This is a genomic window from Brevundimonas sp. (assembly GCF_965278935.1).
Classification (GTDB): domain Bacteria; phylum Pseudomonadota; class Alphaproteobacteria; order Caulobacterales; family Caulobacteraceae; genus Brevundimonas.
In genome coordinates this window covers 1,729,902-1,744,861 of the sequence record NZ_OZ257124.1, presented here as the reverse complement: position 1 = coordinate 1,744,861, position 14,960 = coordinate 1,729,902, and the positions used below count along the sequence as shown (strand labels likewise).

At 67.5% G+C, this 14,960-nt stretch carries 17 protein-coding genes; 15 read left to right on the top strand and 2 right to left on the bottom strand.

Annotation, left to right across the window (positions count from 1 at the left end):
* The first annotated feature begins 63 nt into the window (after positions 1 to 63).
* Entirely contained in the window at positions 64 to 2,193 is a 2,130-nt protein-coding gene (locus ACQY68_RS08575) for a DEAD/DEAH box helicase (protein WP_428148959.1), read from the top strand.
* A gap of 235 nt (positions 2,194 to 2,428) precedes the next feature.
* A complete protein-coding gene (locus ACQY68_RS08570; protein ID WP_428148957.1) occupies positions 2,429 to 3,517 on the top strand; it encodes an ABC transporter ATP-binding protein in 1,089 nt (362 codons plus the stop codon).
* Positions 3,518 to 3,526: 9 nt separating this feature from the next.
* Here ACQY68_RS08570 and cysS read toward each other — a convergent pair whose 3' ends face one another.
* Positions 3,527 to 4,936: a cysteine--tRNA ligase gene (gene cysS, locus ACQY68_RS08565; RefSeq protein ID WP_428148955.1), complete on the bottom strand. Its 1,410-nt coding sequence runs from the start codon at positions 4,934 to 4,936 to the stop codon at positions 3,527 to 3,529.
* A gap of 154 nt (positions 4,937 to 5,090) precedes the next feature.
* On the opposite strand from cysS, the gene folE reads away from it, so the two are divergent.
* The 8 genes from folE to ACQY68_RS08525 all read left to right on the top strand — a co-directional run bounded on the left by folE (position 5,091) and on the right by ACQY68_RS08525 (position 10,960).
* Positions 5,091 to 5,705: a GTP cyclohydrolase I FolE gene (folE, locus tag ACQY68_RS08560; protein WP_428148954.1), complete on the top strand. Its 615-nt coding sequence runs from the start codon at positions 5,091 to 5,093 to the stop codon at positions 5,703 to 5,705.
* Positions 5,706 to 5,889: 184 nt separating this feature from the next.
* On the top strand, positions 5,890 to 6,330 hold the full coding sequence (locus tag ACQY68_RS08555; protein WP_428148953.1) for a biopolymer transporter ExbD: 441 nt from the start codon (positions 5,890 to 5,892) through the stop codon (positions 6,328 to 6,330).
* A gap of 87 nt (positions 6,331 to 6,417) precedes the next feature.
* Complete coding sequence (locus ACQY68_RS08550; protein ID WP_428148952.1) at positions 6,418 to 6,759, top strand: MmcQ/YjbR family DNA-binding protein; 342 nt, start codon at positions 6,418 to 6,420, stop codon at positions 6,757 to 6,759.
* Positions 6,760 to 6,832: 73 nt separating this feature from the next.
* Positions 6,833 to 7,681: an aldo/keto reductase gene (locus ACQY68_RS08545; RefSeq protein ID WP_428148951.1), complete on the top strand. Its 849-nt coding sequence runs from the start codon at positions 6,833 to 6,835 to the stop codon at positions 7,679 to 7,681.
* 40 nt (positions 7,682 to 7,721) lie between these two features.
* Positions 7,722 to 7,970 (top strand): helix-turn-helix domain-containing protein, encoded by a 249-nt coding sequence (locus ACQY68_RS08540; protein ID WP_428148950.1) that lies wholly within the window; start codon positions 7,722 to 7,724, stop codon positions 7,968 to 7,970.
* Positions 7,970 to 8,635, top strand: coding sequence for a Pr6Pr family membrane protein (locus ACQY68_RS08535; RefSeq protein ID WP_428148949.1), 666 nt, complete (start codon positions 7,970 to 7,972; stop codon positions 8,633 to 8,635). The genes ACQY68_RS08540 and ACQY68_RS08535 overlap by 1 nt, the downstream gene beginning before the upstream one ends.
* A 9-nt stretch (positions 8,636 to 8,644) precedes the next feature.
* A complete protein-coding gene (locus ACQY68_RS08530) occupies positions 8,645 to 10,171 on the top strand; it encodes a UbiD family decarboxylase (RefSeq protein ID WP_428148948.1) in 1,527 nt (508 codons plus the stop codon).
* A 54-nt stretch (positions 10,172 to 10,225) separates the two neighbouring features.
* Positions 10,226 to 10,960 (top strand): hypothetical protein, encoded by a 735-nt coding sequence (locus tag ACQY68_RS08525; protein WP_428148947.1) that lies wholly within the window; start codon positions 10,226 to 10,228, stop codon positions 10,958 to 10,960.
* On the opposite strand, the gene ACQY68_RS08520 is transcribed toward ACQY68_RS08525, so the two are convergent.
* A complete protein-coding gene (locus ACQY68_RS08520; RefSeq protein ID WP_428148946.1) occupies positions 10,957 to 11,937 on the bottom strand; it encodes a helix-turn-helix transcriptional regulator in 981 nt (326 codons plus the stop codon). The two genes, ACQY68_RS08525 and ACQY68_RS08520, sit on opposite strands and share 4 nt — an antisense overlap.
* An 82-nt stretch (positions 11,938 to 12,019) precedes the next feature.
* On the opposite strand from ACQY68_RS08520, the gene ACQY68_RS08515 reads away from it, so the two are divergent.
* The 5 genes from ACQY68_RS08515 (at position 12,020) to ACQY68_RS08495 (ending at position 14,919) form a co-directional block, all read left to right on the top strand.
* Positions 12,020 to 12,499 (top strand): DUF1579 domain-containing protein, encoded by a 480-nt coding sequence (locus tag ACQY68_RS08515; RefSeq protein ID WP_428148944.1) that lies wholly within the window; start codon positions 12,020 to 12,022, stop codon positions 12,497 to 12,499.
* The gene (locus ACQY68_RS08510; protein WP_428148943.1) at positions 12,496 to 13,155 is read left to right on the top strand and encodes an NIPSNAP family protein; all 660 of its coding nucleotides are present in this window, start codon (positions 12,496 to 12,498) and stop codon (positions 13,153 to 13,155) included. The genes ACQY68_RS08515 and ACQY68_RS08510 overlap by 4 nt, the downstream gene beginning before the upstream one ends.
* Before the next feature lie 118 nt (positions 13,156 to 13,273).
* Positions 13,274 to 13,609, top strand: coding sequence for a hypothetical protein (locus ACQY68_RS08505; RefSeq protein ID WP_428148941.1), 336 nt, complete (start codon positions 13,274 to 13,276; stop codon positions 13,607 to 13,609).
* Positions 13,610 to 13,678: 69 nt separating this feature from the next.
* Complete coding sequence (locus tag ACQY68_RS08500) at positions 13,679 to 14,302, top strand: hypothetical protein (RefSeq protein ID WP_428148940.1); 624 nt, start codon at positions 13,679 to 13,681, stop codon at positions 14,300 to 14,302.
* Positions 14,275 to 14,919: a hypothetical protein gene (locus ACQY68_RS08495; protein ID WP_428148939.1), complete on the top strand. Its 645-nt coding sequence runs from the start codon at positions 14,275 to 14,277 to the stop codon at positions 14,917 to 14,919. Before ACQY68_RS08500 ends, ACQY68_RS08495 begins: the two co-directional genes overlap by 28 nt.
* Positions 14,920 to 14,960: the final 41 nt, after the last annotated feature.

Genomic DNA, 14,960 nt, shown 5'->3' with positions numbered 1-14,960 from the left:
GGAACCTCCCCAGACGACCCCGCGCCGCTCGCCAATTCGGGCCCGGCGCCCTACGGAACCGACATGCCCTTCCCCGCCAGCCATCCTGCGCTCGACCGCGCCCTGTCCGAACGCGGCTATGCCGAGCCGACACCGGTGCAAGCCGCCGTGCTGGAGGCGTCCCAGGCCGAGGACGGGACCGGCCGCGACCTTCTGGTTTCCGCCCAGACGGGCTCGGGCAAGACCGTCGCCTTCGGCCTGGCCCTCGCTCCCACGCTGCTGGGCGATGCGGCAAAGTTCACCGACTTCGGCAATCCCCTGGCCCTCGTCATCGCCCCCACCCGCGAACTGGCCCTGCAGGTCTCCAACGAGCTGACCTGGCTCTACGCCCAGACCGGCGCGCGGATCGTCTCCTGCGTCGGCGGCATGGATCCCAAGACCGAGCGCCGGGCGCTGGAACGCGGCGCCCACATCGTCGTCGGCACCCCGGGTCGTCTGCGCGACCACCTGGAACGCGGCGCCCTGGATCTGTCGGAAGCCAAGGCCATCGTTCTCGATGAAGCCGACGAGATGCTGGACATGGGCTTCCAGGAAGACCTGACCTTCATGCTGGACGCCGCACCGGCCGAGCGTCGCACCCTGCTGTTCTCGGCCACCCTGGCCCGCGACATCGTCCAGCTGGCCAAGACCTATCAGCGCGACGCGCTTCGCATCGACACGGTCGCCGGCAACAAGTCGCACGCCGACATCGAGTACAAGGCCATCCGCGTCGCCCCGAACGAGATCGAACTGGGCGTCGTCAATGTGCTCCGTTACTTCGAGGCCCCCGGCGCCCTGGTGTTCGCCAACACGCGCGAGCGGGTGAAACACCTGACGTCCAGCCTGCGTGAACGCGGCTTCTCTGTCGTCGGCCTGTCGGGCGAACTGACCCAGAGCCAGCGGTCCGAAGCGCTGCAGGCCCTGCGTGACGGCCATGCCCGCGTCTGCGTCGCCACCGACGTCGCCGCGCGCGGCCTCGACCTGCCCGACCTGGGTCTGGTCATCCACGCCGAGATCCCGGTCAACAAGGCCGGCCTGCTGCACCGTTCGGGCCGCACCGGGCGGGCGGGCAAGAAGGGCGTGTCCGTTCTGCTGGTCAGCTACACCCGCCGCCGCAAGGTCGAGCTGATGCTGCAATCGGCCTCGATCGTCGCCGAATGGTCGGGCCCGCCGTCGGCCGAGATGATCCTGGAGAAGGACCGCGAACGCCTGCTGGCCGATCCCGCCCTGACCGCGCCGGTCGAGGACGAGGAAGCTCTGGAGCTCGGCCGTCTGCTGCTGGAGCGCACGACGCCCGAACAGGTCGCCGCCTCCCTGATCCGCCTGTACCGCCAGAAGCTGCCGGCCCCGGAAGAGGTCTATGACGACGAGCGGATGAAGCGCGCCCAGGTCAGCGGCGTGAACGATCGCGGCCAGGCCGACGGTCCGTTGCGCGACTTCGCCCGCGGCGGCGACATGGTCTGGTTCCGCATCAACATCGGCCGCGACAAGAACGCCGACCCGAAGTGGCTGCTGCCGACGCTGTGCCGCCTCGGTCACGTCACCAAGGGCGACATCGGCTCGATCAAGATCTTCGATCGCGAGACCAAGTTCGAGATCACCACCGCCGCCGAGGCCAAATTCCGCGCCGCCATCGCCGCCGGGACCGAGGACGGCGTGACCGTCTCCGACGCCGTCGCGCCGGGACCCAAGGAACGCCCCGCCAGCCGCTGGGACAAGAAGCCCGCAGGCGACGGCGGTGATCGTCCGGAGCGCAAGCCTTGGGCGAACAAGACCGAGGGCGACCGCGCGCCTCGCACGGACAAGCCGGCCTGGAAGCCCCGCGAGGATGGCGACAGGCCCGCGTGGAAGCCGCGAGAGGACAAGCCGGCCGGTGAAAAGAAGCCCTGGGTCAAACGCGACGCCGCCCCGGCCGCCGACGGCGAACGGCCCAAATGGGTCAAACGGACGCCTGACGCACCGACGCCCGAAGGCAAGAAGCCCTGGGTGAAGAAGCCCTTCGCCGAGAAGAAGCCCTGGGCGCCCGCCTCCGACGCCGCTCCGGCCGCGCCCGGCGACAAGCCCTGGAAAGGCAAACCCAAGGGCGGAGACCGTCCCTGGGCCGCCAGGGACGCCCACGGCAAGCCGGCCGGCGACAAGAAGCCGTTCAAGGGCAAGAAGAAGCCGAACGGGTGAAGACATCTCCCTCCCCCGCGGGGGAGGGTCGTCGCGCAGCGACGGGGTGGGGGCGGCTCGGCGACGAGCCGCCTTTTCTCTGCGCGGTGTCTGGATCACGCGGTCGCCCCCACCCGGTCTCCGCTTCGCTCCGACCACCCTCCCCCAAGTGGGAGGGAGAACGACGAAAGTGATTGGGCGCCTCCGCGTAACCGCTTACAGTTCCGGCAAAAGACCACCCGGGACTGGAGACACCATGGCCGACGTCGCCCTCAGCGGCATCAAGAAGAGCTTCGGCGCGACCGAGGTTCTGAAGGGTGTCGATCTGACCATTGCCGACGGCGAGTTCGTGGTCTTCGTGGGTCCGTCCGGTTGCGGCAAGTCCACCCTGCTGCGCGTCATCGCCGGCCTGGAAGAGGCCGATCAGGGCGAGGTCTCGATCGGCGGGCGGGTGGTCAACGCCCTGTCGCCGTCCGACCGGGGCATCGCCATGGTGTTCCAGTCCTACGCCCTCTATCCGCACATGAGCGTGCGCCAGAACATGGCCTTCGGCCTGACGTTGGCAAAGACCGACAAAGCCGAGATCGACCGCCGTGTCATGGCGGCCGCCGAGACCCTGAACATCGTCGACTACCTGGATCGGAAGCCCAAGGCCCTGTCCGGCGGCCAGCGTCAGCGCGTCGCCATCGGCCGCGCCATCGTGCGTGAGCCGGAGGTCTTCCTGTTCGACGAGCCCCTGTCGAACCTCGACGCCGCCCTGCGGGTGCGCATGCGCTACGAGTTCGCGTCGCTGCACGAGCGGCTCAAGACGACGATGGTCTACGTCACCCACGACCAGGTCGAGGCCATGACCCTGGCCGACCGGATCGTGGTGCTGAACGGCGGGGTGATCGAACAGGTCGGGGCGCCGATGGAACTCTACGAACACCCCCGCACCCGCTTCGTCGCCGAGTTCATCGGCAGTCCGAAGATGAACATGCTCCCGGCCGAGATCGTCGAGGCCTCCGCGAGCGGGGCGACGGTGCGGACGGCAGCGGGAGAGACCGTGCATGTCGGCGTCGACGCGGCCTCGGCCACCAAGGGCCAGTCGGTGATACTCGGCGTTCGGCCCGAGCATCTCACCCTGTCAGGCCCAGGCGACGCGATCCAGGTCAAGGCGGCCTTCGTCGAGACCCTGGGCAATGCGACCTATGCCTACGTCTCGCAGACGGGATCGAGCGAGACCCTGACGGTGCAGTTGTCGGGCGACATCCGCCCCTCGGTCGGCGAGGCCCTGACCCTGCATGTCGACCCGGCGCGCGCGCACCTGTTCGACGCGGCCGGAGCGGCGTTCAGGCGGCTCTGAGAACCGCCCCTACTCCTTCAGACGCCAGGTCGCGCCGGTCGGACCGTCCATGACCACGACGTTGAGCGCCGTCAGCCGGTCGCGGATCCGGTCCGCCTCGGGCCAATTCTTCTCCGCCCGCGCTGTCACCCGTTCGGCCAGCAGCGTCTCGACCTCGGCCTTCAGCTTGTCGTCCGCCCCGCCTTCGAACCAGGCGTCCGGCGACGACAGCAGCACCCCCAGGATGCGACCGCACGCCATCAGCTCGGCCTTGGCGATGCCGACCGCCTTGTGGTCGCCAGCGGTCATGGCCCGTTCGATCTCGCTCGACAGGGCGAACATTGTCGCCATGGCGCCCGGGGTGTTCAGGTCATCGGAGATGGCTTCCAGGAACTCCGGCGACGGCATGTCGCCGAGCGCATCGACGCCCTCCGCACGACGCAACGCCCCGTACAGCCGGTCCAGATTTTTGCGCGACTGGTCCAGCAGCCCCTGATTCCAGTCCAGCGGCTGGCGATAGTGGGCGCTCAGCAGGGCCCAACGGACCACCTCGCCAGGAATCGCCTGCACCAGATCGTGCAGCAACAGCACGTTGCCGATCGACTTGGACATCTTCTCCGCGTCGACGGTCAGGAAGCCGTTGTGCATCCAGTAGCGACTGTATTCGTCGTGCGAGGCCTCGCCGTGCGCGTGACCGTGAGCGCAGACGCCCTGCGCGATCTCGTTCTCATGGTGCGGGAAGACCAGGTCGATGCCGCCGCCGTGGATGTCGATGGGCAGGCCGAGCGTCTTCTCGATCATGGCCGAGCATTCGATGTGCCAGCCCGGCCGCCCGTCGCCCCAGGGCGAAGGCCACGAGGGCTCGTCCGCCTTGGACGGCTTCCACAGGACGAAGTCGTGCGGGTTCTTCTTGTAGGGCGCGACCTCGACGCGGGCGCCGGCGATCATGTCGTCCAGATTCCGGCCCGACAGGGCGCCGTAAGCCGGATAGGACGACACGTCGAACAGCACATGGCCCTCGGCGGCATAGGCGCAGCCCTGGTCCACGATCTCGCCGATCTGTTTGATGATCGCGTCCATATGGTCGGTGACGTGCGGCGCGATGTCCGGCGGAGACACGTTCAACAGGCCCATGTCGGCCAGATAGGCGGTCTCGTAGCGGGCCGTGACCTCGCCGATCGGCACGCCTTCCCGATGCGCCTTCGCATTGATCTTGTCGTCCACGTCCGTGACGTTGCGGGCATAGATCACGCTGTCGGCGCCATACTCGCGCCGCAGCAGGCGGACGAGCACGTCGAACACCACCGGCGGCCGCGCATTGCCGATGTGGGCGTAGTCATAGACCGTCGGTCCGCAGACATAGAGGGTCACCCGCTCGGGATCGCGCGGGACGAAGGCCCGCTTCTCGCGTTTCAGGGTGTCGTGCAGATAAAGCGTCATTTCGAAGCGATGCAGTTCGTTTTCTTGCGGGACTTGCCTCGCGTCCCATATAGCCGTGTCAGCGCCGCGAATAGCCGCGCTATCGAATAGGGAGAGCGACGCGCGTCAATCCGGGACCTTCGTTCCGGCGCTACTGGTCGCTGAAAATCTGAGTATGGACGCCCACGCCTCCAGGCCGACCCTCGTCGGCAACGATCTGATGACCAAGCCGAGCCGCGAAGAGGCCTTGGCCGCCGTTCGCACCCTGATCGCCTGGTCCGGCGACAATCCCGATCGCGAGGGCCTGCTGGACACGCCAAAGCGCGTCGTCGACGCCTATGGCGAATGGTTCGAGGGCTATTCCGCCGACCCGGCCAAGGAGCTGTCGCGCACCTTCGAGGACGTACAGGGCTATGACGACATGGTGCTGCTGCGCGACATCGAGGTCGAGAGCCACTGCGAGCACCACATGGCCCCCTTCCTCGGCAAGGCCTACGTCGCCTATCTGCCGACCGAAAAGGTCGTCGGCATCTCCAAGATCGCCCGCGTGGTCGAGATCTTCTCCAAGCGTCTGCAGACGCAGGAGACCCTGACCCAGGAGATCGCCAAGGCTCTGGAAGACAACCTGACCCCCGCCGGCGTCGCTGTCCTGATCGACGCCGAGCATCAGTGCATGACGACTCGCGGCGTGCACCACCGTCACGTCTCGACCATCACGACCCGTTTCACCGGAGCCTTCAAATCGGACCCGGCGCTCGTGGAACGCTTCCTGAAGCTGGCCAAGGGCTGATCGATAAATCCTCCTTCGCCCCCGGCGGAGGAGGATTTCTCCCCGTTCGGGCGAAAACCGCGCCCAGGGAACCGACTTCCTTCCGAGACCGCTTTACAAGCCTCGCGGCAGACGCCAAGAAACCGTCCGAACCGTAACGCGTCGCTCGCGCCCCGCTGGCCGAGCCTCCATGGAGAATCAACGCATGGGCTCCAAGCTCGCAGGTCCCGCCGGCCAGGGTGGCAAGACCATCTCCCAGAACGCGGACATCAACGTCACGCCGTTCGTCGACATCATGCTGGTGCTGCTGATCATCTTCATGGTCGCCGCGCCGCTGGCCACCGTGTCCATCCGCCTCGACCTGCCGCCGGCGACGCCGCCGACCGGTGAAGAGCCGAAGGAACCGGTCTACATCACCATCCAGGAAACCGGCTCGATCTTCATCGCCGAGCAACAGACCACGATCGACACCCTCGCCGCGGACGTCTGCGCCGCTCTGGGCGGCGGTTCGCCGGCCTGCCAGGAAGAGCGCGTCTTCGTCCGCGCCCAGCCTGAAGTGAAGTACAACGCCTTCATGGAAGTCATGAACGACCTTCAGGCGAACGGCTTCTACAAGGTCGGCCTGCTCAACGAAGACATCGAATAGGCCCAACGCCTCTTCGCACCGATCAGGGCCGCGTCTCGAAAGGGACGCGGCCTTTTTCATCGGCCATGGGATATCTATGGTCACGCCATGACCCCGGCCGATCTCCACGCCCTCGTACTGGCCTTCCCGGAGACCGAGACCGGCACGTCCTACGGGAAGCCGTCGTTCAAGGCGGCGGGCAAGTTCTTCACCCGGATCCGGTCCGAGGATGACAGCGTCGTCGTCTACGTCGACAGCCTCGACCACCGTGACATGCTGATGGAGGCCGAGCCCGCCACCTTCCACATCACCGACCACTATCGCGGCTACCCGATCGTCCTCGCACGTATCGCCACGGTCGATCCGGTATGGCTGCGCAAGACGCTCGAGGCTCGCTGGCTCAAACTCGTGCCGAAACGGGTGTCGAGGGCCTGCACGCCGATCGGGTGACTTCGCGCACTGGCAGGACGGAACCGTCGCCCCATATCGGACCTTCACCGTGTCCCGCCGCCGGAGCCGCCCGATGCCGAACGACCAACTGTCCCTGACCCTCGATGGCCTGACGATCCCGCAGCTCGGTTTCGGCACCTGGCAGCTGGAGCCCGCCGACGCGCGGCGGATGGTCGCCGAGGCCCTGCGCATCGGCTACCGCCACATCGACACGGCCTGGATCTACAAGAACGAGGCCGCCGTCGGCGACGGCATCCGCGACGCGATCGAGGCCGGCGTGGTCGCCCGCGAAGACATCTGGCTGACCACCAAGATCTGGGTCGCCCATTTCGAACATGACGCCCTGCTGCGTCAGGCTGAAGAATCGGCGACCAGCCTCGGCTTCACGCCCGACCTCCTGCTGCTCCACTGGCCCAAGACGACCCCGACCTTCGCCGAGACCCTGGGCGCCCTGAACGAGGCGAAGGACAGGGGCCTGACCCGGTCGATCGGGCTGTCGAACTTCCCGTCCGGCCAGTTCCGCGAGGCGCAGCGCCTGTCTCCCGCGCGGTTGATCACCAACCAGGTCGAATACCATCCCTATCTGTCGCTGAAGACCCTGCGCGCCACGGCCGCCGAGCTCGGGTCCTCGATCACCGCCTGGTCCCCGCTCGCCCAGGGCAAGATCGCCGACGATGCCGTGATCGGCGAGATCGCCCGCGCCCACGGCAAATCCAATGGCCAGGTCACCCTGCGCTGGCTGATCCAGCAAGGCGTCATCGCCATCCCGCGCACGCTGAAGCCCGAGCGCGCCGCCGAGAATTTCGACATCTGGGACTTCCGGCTCTCGGACGAGGAGATGGCCCGCATCCACGCCCTCGCGCGCCCCGACGGCCGTCTCGGCGACTGGCTCGACAAGGACTTCACCTGGGATCAAGAATAGCGGCCAGGCGCGGCGGTCAGACCGCGCAGGGAGGTTCGCTATGGGCTCTGTTCTCGGCTTTCCCGGCATCGATCCGCAGGATGCGGCCATTGGCGCCCGCCTCAAGCGCTGGCGCGAACAGCGCGGGGTCGACGTCGATGCCGTCGCCGCAGCGCTGAAGATCAGCCCGGAGGAAGAACGCCGCGCCGAAGCCGGCCGCGCCCACCTGACCACCCTCCAGATCGCCGCGGCCACCCGTCGTCTGCGCCTGCCGGTGTGGGCGCTGGTTTCCGACAGCCCGGCCTACTGATGATCCAGAGGATGCACGGCGCGGCGCGCGGCTGGCGCATCCTGTTCGCCGTCGTCGGCTGGGCCGGCCTGATCGGACAGTACGCCCTCTCGATCGAAGCGGGCACGAGGTCGGTTTTCGGTTCGACGGTCGTCTTCTTCAGCTATTTCACGGTGCTGACCAATGTGCTGGTCGTCCTGGCCCTGACCGCTCCGGCCCTGTATCCCGACAGCCGTCTCGGCCGCTGGACCGCGAGCGAAGGCGCCCGCGCCGCCGTGGCCATGTATATCGCGGTCGTCGGCCTGATCTATCACACGCTGCTGGACGCGACGTGGAACCCCCAGGGGCTGCTGTTCTACGTCAACCAGGTCCTGCACACGGTCATGCCGATCGCCTTCGTGCTCGACTGGCTGCTGTTCGTGCCCAAGGGTCGGCTGCGCTGGATCGATCCGGTGAAGTGGCTGGCCTGGCCCCTGCTCTACGGCGTCTGGACCGTGATCCATGGCCAGCTGATCGACTGGTATCCCTACTGGTTCATCGACATCGGCGAGCTCGGCTGGGGTCGGGCGGCAGTGAACTTCGTGGCTCTGCTCGCCTTCTTCCTGGCGCTCGGCCTGCTCGTCACGGCGATCGATCGCGGCCTGAGCGCCCTCGGCAAGGGTGACAGTTCCCTCACGCCGTCCTAATCGGGGCCGATGGCCTACAAATCCCTGCGCGACTTCATGGCCCAGCTGGAGGCCTCGGGCGAACTGGTCCGCGTCACCGAACCCGTCTCCACCGTGCTGGAGATGACCGAGATTCAGACCCGGCTGCTGAGGAACGGCGGCCCGGCGGTCCTGTTCGAAAAGCCCGTCATGCCCGACGGCTCGATCAGCCCGATCCCGGCGCTCGCCAACTTGTTCGGCACGGTCAAACGCGTCGCCATGGGCGTGACCCTCGACAAGAAGTCCCGCACCACCGCCGCCGAACTGCGCGAAGTCGGTGAACTGCTGGCCTTCCTCAAAAACCCGACGCCCCCACGCGGCCTGTCCGACGCCATGGACATGCTGCCCCTGGCCCAGTCGGTCATGGCCATGCGCCCGAAGGTGGTGAAGTCCGCGCCGGTGCAGGAGGTCGTCCTGAAGGGCGACCAGATCGATCTGACCCGTCTCCCCGTCCAGACCTGCTGGCCCGGCGAGCCCGCCCCCCTGATCACTTGGGGCCTCGTTGTCACCAGGGGCCCCTCGGACGATCGCGAGGACGACTTCAACCTCGGCATCTACCGCATGCAGGTGCTCGGCAAGGACAAGGCCATCATGCGCTGGCTGGCCCACCGCGGCGGGGCACAGCACTATGCCCGGCACAAAAAGAAGAAGACCGGCCCGCTGCCTTGCGCGGTCGTCCTCGGCGCCGACCCGGGCACCATTCTCGCCGCCGTCACCCCGGTGCCCGACACCCTCAGCGAATACCAGTTCGCCGGCCTGATGCGGGGCGCCAAGGCCGAACTGGTCGCCTGCAAGACCGTGCCCCTGATGGTCCCGGCCCAGGCCGAGATCGTGCTGGAGGGCCATGTCCTGCTGGACGAGCACGCGCCCGAGGGTCCCTATGGCGACCACACCGGCTACTACAACTCGGTCGAGACCTTCCCCGTGTTCCAGGTCAGCGCCATCACCATGCGCCGCGACCCGATCTATCTGACCACCTTCACCGGCCGTCCGCCGGACGAGCCAAGCGTGCTGGGCGAGGCGCTGAACGAGGTCTTCATCCCGCTGTTGCGCGCCCAGTTCCCGGAGATCACCGACTTCTGGCTCCCGCCCGAGGGGTGCAGCTACCGCATCGCCGTGGTGTCGATGAAGAAGGCCTACCCCGGCCATGCCAAGCGCGTGATGCTGGGCGTCTGGAGCTATCTGCGCCAGTTCATGTACACGAAATGGGTCATCGTCGTGGACGACGACATCGACGCTCGCGACTGGAAACAGGTCATGTGGGCCATGGCCACCAAGATGGACCCGGCCCGCGACATCACCCTGATCGAGAACACCCCGATCGACTATCTGGACTTCGCCAGCCCGGAGAGCGGCCTCGGCTCCAAGATCGGCCTGGACGCCACCGACAAATGGCCGCCCGAGACCAAGCGCGAATGGGGCGAGGAAATCCGCATGGACGCGGACGTCATCGACCGCGTCAGCGGCATGTGGGACCGCCTCGGCCTGCCCGGTGACGGAACGCCGATCTGGAAATGAGAACCCGGGCGTGATCCAGCCGTTGTCATCCGGACACGCGAACCGGAGACGACGATGACCGAAGTTCCCTTCTCGATGCTCGCCGCCGTCGCCACGGCCGGACTGATGGCCGCAGGCTGCGGTCCCACGCCGGACAAGGCCGATGACCCGGCTCCCGCGCAAGCCGGCGCCACGACCGGGGCGGATGCCGGCACGGCCGCCGCCGCCCGCCTCGGCATCGACATTCCCGACCCGCTGGGAAAACGTGGAACGGACACGCCATCGGCTCAGGCGAGCCCGCCGAACGAAGCCGCCATAGCCCGCCAGATCATGGCCGATCCGGCGTCCTACAAGCCCGAGAACTACGTCTATGTCACCAAGGTCCTGTGGGAGCGCGGCGACCGTCAGCAGGCGGCCTTCTGGCATTTCCTGTTCCAGATCCGCACCGCGCCTTGGCTGCCCTATAACCCCGACCTGGGGCCGTTCCGGAGCGGGGTGAACGCCAGCATCGGGGCGCGGATCAATGAATGGCTCGGTTCGGACTACGACGCCTGGCTGGAGACCACCCGCCGCGCCATGTCCTACGAACGTCGCATTCCCCTGTCGCCCGAACGGCCCGCCGGCCTGTCGCAAGCCGAATGGTCGGCCGCCGTCGAACGGGCACGCGCCGGCTGGGCCGCCGACTTCCGCGAGATCACCGGCCCGACCGGTCCCACCAAGGCCGCGCTGGAGGCCCAGCGCCGCTCGAACGGTCGCTATGTCGGGCCCTTGCAGGACCCGGGCGCCCCCCTGCCCGCTGACTGGCGTTAAGTCCCACTGCGGTAAAGCCCGGACATTCGCTCGATCGACTCAGCCATCGCCGTCCTGAGTTCAGGCGGCGCCACGACCTCCGCTTCCGGACCGAGCCTCAGGAAGTCGACCGAGGCATGGACAATGGATTCGATCGGGACAATCACCTCGACCCACGCTCCCTCAGCGGGCGTCTCCGTCTCCGCCACGATGGCCGCATAGGCCGAGCCCAGCCGCCGCAACCGCCGCAGCCCTTCGGTGGTCAGCCTCAGCCGCGCCTCGCCGGTGAACAGCCCGGCCTCGAACCGGGCCGAGGTCGCCGCCCACCAGGATGCGAGGTCGAAGTCGGCGGGTCGGTCGAACCCCACCTCGCCGACCTCCAGCGTCAGGATGTTCGACACGCGATAGGTCCGGGGCGCCGCCTTCGCCTCCCCCGCCGGTCGCGCCGCCAGATACCAGACCCCGCCCTTCAGGATCAGGCCCAGCGGATCCAGCGTCCGTTCGACCGGCCCGCTCCAGCGTTCGTAGCGCACCGCGACGCGGCGCTGGCCCCAGACGGCCTGGGCCAGTTCCGGCAACCGGTCGCCGCCCGTCTCGCCCTGATACCAGCCCGAAGGATCGAGATGGAACCGTCCGGCCATCCGCTCGGCCGCCGCCTGACGCTCGGGCGGCAGGGCGGCCAGCAGTTTGAGTTGCATGGTCATCAGGGCCTCGGAGAAGCCCATCGCCGCCGCCGGCCCCGCCAGCCCCCCGAGGAACAGGGTCTCGGCCTCCGCATCGGTCAGTCCCGTCAGCCGGGTGCGATAGCCGTCCAGCAACTGGAACCCGCCCTCGCGCCCACGGTCCGCATAAACGGGCGCTCCGGCGGCGCTGAGCTGATCGATGTCGCGATAGATGGTCCGGACCGAGACCTCGAACTCGGCGGCCAGGGCGCCCGCCGTCGTCCGTCCCCGGGTCTGGAGGATCAGCAGGATCGACAACAACCGGCTCTGGCGCATTTCTTCAGCCTAGCCGATAAATCCTGACATGGAATGACAGGTTACCCCGTCTATCCCTGCGTCATCGCCGCAGGAGCCTTCCATGACCGCCCCTTACCCGCCCGCCGTCCGCGACTTCGATTTCATTCATGGCCACTGGACCATCGCCAACCGGTGGCTGAAGACACGCGGCGTCGGAGCGCAGTACTGGGACGTCTTCGCCTCGACCGCCTTCTGCGAGCCGCGCCTCGACGGCCTCGTCAATGTCGAACAGATTTCCTGCCCCGAGCGCGGCTGGACCGGCCTGTCCCTGCGCAGCTTCGACCTCGAACAGGGCGAGTGGGCGATCTGGTGGATCAGCACGGCCAGCGGCCAGTTGCAGCCGCCGGTACGAGGATGCTTCCACGACGGCGGCTGTGTGCTCGAAGGTCCCGACATGGACGGCGACCGACCCATCCTCGCCCGCTACATCTGGTCCGATATCGCGCCGGAGACAGCCCGCTGGACCCAGGCCTTCTCCTATGACGGGGGCGCGACCTGGGAGGCCAACTGGATCATGGACTTCACGAGGACCGCCCGATGAGCCCGGCCGTCATCGAACTGCGCCAGTACACGCTTCACCCCGGCCGCCGGGACGAACTGATCGCCCTGTTCGAACGCGCGCTCGTCGAGACGCAGGAGGCCGAGGGCATCGACCTGATCGGCCAGTTCGTCGACCTCGACGACCCCGACCGGTTCGTCTGGGTGCGCGGTTTTCCGGACATGGAGCGCCGCGAGGCGTCGCTGGACCGGTTCTACTCGGGTCCGGTCTGGGCGGAACACAGGCAGGCGGCCAACGCGACCATGATCGATTCCGACGATGTCCTGTTGCTGAGGCCCGCGGCTCCCGATTCCGGATTCGCGCCCGCCGACCGGCAGGTCTCCCCGCCGGGCGATGCAGTGCTTGTCGTGGGCGTTCACGATCGACCCGACGGCGGCGATCTGCGCGCGGTCGTGGAGACCGCTCTCGCGGCAGCCGGGCTGACGCCGCTGGCCGTGCTGGAGACCGAGCCGTCGTCCAACACCTTCCCCCGGCTGCCGGTCCGGACGGATGGTCCGTATGTCGTCTGGTTCGCCCGTTCGCCGTCACCGGGCGCGGCGAAGGCTGCGGTTTGCCGGATGAAATCCGATCCCGTCCTCGGCCCGTCGCGACAGCACCTCAGGCTGAGCCCCACGCCCCGGTCGAGGCTTCGACCCTGATCGGGGTGGAGGGCCGAATTGCTGCGCTGCAATGCAAAATGTGTCCGGATTGCGATTTTCGCATGACAGAGCCGTAATCTTCCGGATAGCGTCGGGACCTGTATTCCGGAGCAGCCTTATGAAATTCGCAGCCGTCGCCCTCGTCATCGCCCTCGCCGCTCCGGTGGCCGCCTCCATTCCCGCGACAGCCGAGGCCCAGGTTCTGGCCGGCCGAGGCGGCGACACCCGCCGTCTGCGCGAAGCGCCCCGCGCCACCCTGAGCCCGCGCGAAGAAGACCGTCTGTTCGAGGCCGAACAAGCCGTGTTTGATCTGCAGGCCGAGATTGAAACGCTGGAGGCCGTGGCTGCCCCGACCCCGGAACAGATCGCCAGCCTGGAAGACCTACGCGAGCGGCTCGAGGACGAACAGGGGATCGTCGACCGCCTGACGCGCAAGCGTAACCGTCGCGGTTGATCGCCGAACGGGGGTGACCGCCCCCGCCGCCTTCGCTAGCGTCCCCTCAAGGCCGGGCCGGGGGATTCTGTGAGCGCGTTCGAATTCTTCTTCAGCTTCTACGGCCTGCTGCTCGGCCTGTCGGTCGCCGAATTGGTCGGCGGGCTCTCCCGCGTGTTGCATGAACGCCAGAGAGTGCGGTTCGGCTGGCTGACGCCGCTGCTGGCCCTGTTCGTCGCCATGGATGTGGCGACCTTCTGGAGCCAGGCCTGGACTATCTTCCGGGGCGCGCCGTTCAACCTGGCCCTGTTGTTCGTGGGTCTGGTGGTGGCCGCCACCTTCTACATCGCCGCCAGCGTGACCTTCCCGCGTGTGACCGCCGAGGGGGTCGAGGAACGCATCGACCTCGACGACCATTTCTGGGCGCATCGGCGGCTGATCTTCTCCTGCATCCTTGCGGCCAATCTGATCGTCGTGACGATCTTCATCAGCCTGATGCTGGCGGACGCGAGCTTCGCCACCCTGTCGTCGCCGCGCCTGTGGATCGGTTTCGTCGTGTTCAGCCTCGGCGCCGCGGCGGCGGCGTTCGCACCACGCCGGTTCGCGAGCTGCGCCCTGATCCTGCTCGTGACCTATAGCCTGTTCAACGTGGCACGGTCCGCCGGGGTCCTGCTTGGGGACGGCGGATGGTCGCTGCCCGCGCCGGGGGCTTGAGCATGGGCAGTTTCGAGTTTTTCTTCAGCTTCTACGGCCTGCTGCTGGGCCTTTCGGTCGCCGTGATCGCCACGGGGGTGGCCACGGCCATCCAGCACCGGAAGAAGGTCCGCATCGGCAAGCTGACGCTGCTTCTGGCCACCTTCGTCGCCCTCGACATCGCGACCTTCTGGGACAGCGCATGGACCAACTACCGGGACTTCCCCTTTTCCTACGGCCTGCTGGTCGCAGGCCTGGCGATCGCACTGACCTATTTCATCGCTGCCACCCTCGTCTTCCCGCACGCGATCGAGGACGGGGATTCGCTGGACGACCATTTCTGGGCCAACAAGCGGATCGTGCTGCTGCTTCTCGTCGCGGCCAACGCCCTGGCCATGGTGATGACCCTTCTGGGCAATGTCGGAAAACCCGGCGTGCAGCTGCTTCTGATCAACTACGCCGTCAACATGGCCCTCTATCTGGCGCTGGTCGTCCCCGCCGCCTTCGCGAAGAGAGCGCGCCTGGTTTTCTGGACGCTGGGGGCGCACGTCGTCATCTATCTGTTGATCGCGGTGGCGACCGGCGTGGCGCCGATGTTGCCGACGCCTGCGCCGGTGGCCGCCGGCGCGGCGCCCTGAGCCGGAGCGTTTTTCGTGCTGGCGGTTTCACGATAGGAAGG

What these genes read in the sequence shown, in the direction of transcription:
- ACQY68_RS08575 (WP_428148959.1), top strand. Translation starts at nt 64, where the DNA reads ATGCCCTTCCCCGCCAGCCATCCTGCGCTCGACCGCGCCCTGTCCGAA.
- ACQY68_RS08570 (WP_428148957.1), top strand. Translation starts at nt 2,429, where the DNA reads ATGGCCGACGTCGCCCTCAGCGGCATCAAGAAGAGCTTCGGCGCGACC.
- cysS (WP_428148955.1), bottom strand. Translation starts at nt 4,936, where the DNA reads ATGACGCTTTATCTGCACGACACCCTGAAACGCGAGAAGCGGGCCTTC.
- folE (WP_428148954.1), top strand. Translation starts at nt 5,091, where the DNA reads ATGGACGCCCACGCCTCCAGGCCGACCCTCGTCGGCAACGATCTGATG.
- ACQY68_RS08555 (WP_428148953.1), top strand. Translation starts at nt 5,890, where the DNA reads ATGGGCTCCAAGCTCGCAGGTCCCGCCGGCCAGGGTGGCAAGACCATC.
- ACQY68_RS08550 (WP_428148952.1), top strand. Translation starts at nt 6,418, where the DNA reads ATGACCCCGGCCGATCTCCACGCCCTCGTACTGGCCTTCCCGGAGACC.
- ACQY68_RS08545 (WP_428148951.1), top strand. Translation starts at nt 6,833, where the DNA reads ATGCCGAACGACCAACTGTCCCTGACCCTCGATGGCCTGACGATCCCG.
- ACQY68_RS08540 (WP_428148950.1), top strand. Translation starts at nt 7,722, where the DNA reads ATGGGCTCTGTTCTCGGCTTTCCCGGCATCGATCCGCAGGATGCGGCC.
- ACQY68_RS08535 (WP_428148949.1), top strand. Translation starts at nt 7,970, where the DNA reads ATGATCCAGAGGATGCACGGCGCGGCGCGCGGCTGGCGCATCCTGTTC.
- ACQY68_RS08530 (WP_428148948.1), top strand. Translation starts at nt 8,645, where the DNA reads ATGGCCTACAAATCCCTGCGCGACTTCATGGCCCAGCTGGAGGCCTCG.
- ACQY68_RS08525 (WP_428148947.1), top strand. Translation starts at nt 10,226, where the DNA reads ATGACCGAAGTTCCCTTCTCGATGCTCGCCGCCGTCGCCACGGCCGGA.
- ACQY68_RS08520 (WP_428148946.1), bottom strand. Translation starts at nt 11,937, where the DNA reads ATGCGCCAGAGCCGGTTGTTGTCGATCCTGCTGATCCTCCAGACCCGG.
- ACQY68_RS08515 (WP_428148944.1), top strand. Translation starts at nt 12,020, where the DNA reads ATGACCGCCCCTTACCCGCCCGCCGTCCGCGACTTCGATTTCATTCAT.
- ACQY68_RS08510 (WP_428148943.1), top strand. Translation starts at nt 12,496, where the DNA reads ATGAGCCCGGCCGTCATCGAACTGCGCCAGTACACGCTTCACCCCGGC.
- ACQY68_RS08505 (WP_428148941.1), top strand. Translation starts at nt 13,274, where the DNA reads ATGAAATTCGCAGCCGTCGCCCTCGTCATCGCCCTCGCCGCTCCGGTG.
- ACQY68_RS08495 (WP_428148939.1), top strand. Translation starts at nt 14,275, where the DNA reads ATGGTCGCTGCCCGCGCCGGGGGCTTGAGCATGGGCAGTTTCGAGTTT.